General features: G+C 62.1%; 3 protein-coding genes. All 3 read left to right on the forward strand.

Going from position 1 to position 2517, the window contains the following annotated elements:
- Positions 1-94 precede the first annotated feature (94 nt).
- From tnpA to tnpC, 3 genes are read left to right on the forward strand one after another with little or no spacing between them, the layout of a single operon-like run.
- The gene (gene tnpA / locus DU506_RS20985; protein ID WP_114488766.1) at positions 95-460 is read left to right on the forward strand and encodes an IS66 family insertion sequence element accessory protein TnpA; all 366 of its coding nucleotides are present in this window, start codon (positions 95-97) and stop codon (positions 458-460) included.
- Positions 457-813: an IS66 family insertion sequence element accessory protein TnpB gene (gene tnpB / locus DU506_RS20990; protein WP_114488767.1), complete on the forward strand. Its 357-nt coding sequence runs from the start codon at positions 457-459 to the stop codon at positions 811-813. The genes tnpA and tnpB overlap by 4 nt, the downstream gene beginning before the upstream one ends.
- Positions 814-860: 47 nt before the next feature.
- Entirely contained in the window at positions 861-2501 is a 1641-nt protein-coding gene (gene tnpC / locus DU506_RS20995; protein WP_114488768.1) for an IS66 family transposase, read from the forward strand.
- Positions 2502-2517 lie beyond the last annotated feature (16 nt).

Here is a 2517-nt window from a genome sequence, read left to right on the forward strand (position 1 = left end):
CGTAAGCGTCCCGCCATCTGCATCTATTGAAGTCGCCTTGAAGCCTTGATCATGGCGTGGTGTTCACCACCATCTCAGATCGAATGGAGGCTTCATGTCCCAGATTCCCACCACCTTGAAAGAAAAGCGTCGCTTCTGGCACTCGCATCTGGAGGCCTGGCGTGACAGCGGGCTTTCAATGGCGGGCTATGCTCGTCAGGCCGGGCTTTCTTCCAAGAGCCTGAGCTACTGGCATGGCAAGATCCGGCATGAGTCGTCGCCGGCGGCCACTACCCAGCGGCCTCGGCTGTTACCCGTGTCGGTGGCGGCAACAACAGCGCCGGACACCTCAGAATCATCGGCCAGCAACGATGCCGGGCTCTGCCTGGTGACCCGCCAAGGCCAGCGCGTCGAGATCGCCACCGACTTCGACCCTGCTACCTTGCAACGCCTGCTGACGGTGCTGGAGACATCAGCATGATCTCGCTGGGCAGTCACACCAAGGTCTACCTCGCCGCCGGCCCCACCGACATGCGCCGCGCCATCGATGGCCTGGCGGCCCTGGTCGAGGACGTGCTGGAGCAGGATCCGCTGTCGTCGCATTTGTTCGTTTTCTGCAATCGCCGACGTGACAAGCTCAAGCTGCTGTTCTGGCAGCACAACGGGTTCTGGCTATGGTATCGCCGCCTGGAAACCCAGCGATTCTGGTGGCCGAATATCGACGACGATACCCCCTGTATCGAGCTGTCATTGCGCGAGCTCGGCTGGCTGCTGGATGGCCTGGACCTGAACCGTGTCGAGGCACATCGGAGAGCCGATTTCTCGCTGATTTAGTAGATTATGTTGCTGATTTTGCGTGGCTTTTACCTTATAATAGTGCAATGACTTACGTGCCCGATGCCTTGCCCGACAACCCGCAGGAACTGCGTCAACTTGCCGAAAAAATGGCAAGGCAGTTGGCTGTGTATGAGCAAGAAGTCAGCGCCAAGGACGAGCGTATCGAGCAACTGCTCGACTATATCCATCTGCTGCGGCAGAAGCAGTTCGGTGCCAAGGCCGACCGCTTGAGCAAGGACCAGCTGAGCCTGTTCGACGAGGCAGAGCTGGAGGTGCTGATCGGTGAGCTCGAAGCCGAACTGACGGATGCCCAACAGGCGCAAGAAGCCAAGGCGCCGAAGGCGTCATCGCCGGCCAAGCAAACGCCAAAGCGCAAGCCGCTGCCCTCCCACCTGGCCCGTGTCGAGCGCACCATTGATCTCGACAACGAGCAGAAAGACGCGCTGGGCGAGGGCTGGGTGCTGATCGGCCATGAAACGGCCGAGCAGCTGGCCGTGATCCCTCGGCAGTATTACGTGGTGGTCACCAAACGGGCCAAGTACGCCCCGGCCAACGATCAGGTGCCCGGGGCTGACCAGGGGCCACAGGTGGCGTCACGCCCGCCGCAGATCCTGCCCAAGGCCCTCGGCCACAGCTCGCTGATTGCCCAGGTGGTCACCCACAAGTTCATTGATGGCCTGCCGCTCTACAGGCAGGAAGCGATCTTTACCCGGGAGGGCATTGATCTCTCGCGTCAGACCATGTCCGGCTGGATGCTGGCTTTGGTCGATCCTCTGGCGCCGTTGATGGCGGAGTTTCGCCGAGAACTGCTGGGTGGCCCGGTGGTGCAGGTCGATGAGACGCCACTGCAGGTACTGCGAGAGCCGGATCGCGAGGCCGCACAGAAGTCCTACATGTGGGTCTATCGAGGCGGACCACCCGGCCACCCGGTCATCTGGTTCCAGTATGCGGCCAGCCGTGCCGCCGAGGTCCCACACGACTTCCTGTTTCCTGACGAGGTGCCTCCCGATGAGGCGGCTAGCGCGCCGTGCTTCTACCTGCAATCCGACGGCTACTCGGCCTACCACGTGCTGGCCCGGCATGACGCCGTGCGCGGTCACATGGCGTGTTGGGCGCATGTGAGGCGTGGCTTCGTGGATGCCGCCAAGGCGCGCCAGCGCACCGGCGCGGCTCACCAGATGGTGGCGATGATCGGCAAGCTCTACCAGGTAGAGCGCGAGATCAAGGAGCTGACGCCTGAAGCGCGCCGCGAGGCCCGGCAAGAGCGCGCCCGCCCGATCCTCGACCACATCAAGACCTGGCTGGACAGCAAGGCCGAGAAAGCGCTGCCCAAGGGCAAGCTGGGCGAGGCCATCCGCTATACGCTCAACCTGTGGCCCCAGCTCACTACCTACCTGGAAGATGGCCACCTGGCCATCGACAACAACCTCACCGAGAACGCCATCCGTCCCTTTGTTATTGGAAGGAAGGGATGGCTGTTTGCTGGCAGCCCCAAGGGCGCCGACGCCAGTGCCATGCTTTATACCTTGGTGGAAACGGCTAAGGCCAACGGCCTGGACCCCCATGCCTACCTGACTCACATCTTCGAGCATCTGCCTTGCGCCAAGACGCCGGACGCGGTGCGATCGCTACTGCCACAACAGCTGACAATGGCGGATATCACGCCTTTGCCGCAATCCTGCTGATCGCCAGACGCTTACG

The organism is Vreelandella rituensis (assembly GCF_003336665.1).
Taxonomy (GTDB): Bacteria; Pseudomonadota; Gammaproteobacteria; order Pseudomonadales; family Halomonadaceae; genus Vreelandella; species Vreelandella rituensis.

Bases quoted from the DNA above. Each gene is read 5' to 3' on its own strand.
- tnpA (WP_114488766.1), top strand. From the start codon at position 95: ATGTCCCAGATTCCCACCACCTTGAAAGAAAAGCGTCGCTTCTGGCAC.
- tnpB (WP_114488767.1), top strand. From the start codon at position 457: ATGATCTCGCTGGGCAGTCACACCAAGGTCTACCTCGCCGCCGGCCCC.
- tnpC (WP_114488768.1), top strand. From the start codon at position 861: ATGACTTACGTGCCCGATGCCTTGCCCGACAACCCGCAGGAACTGCGT.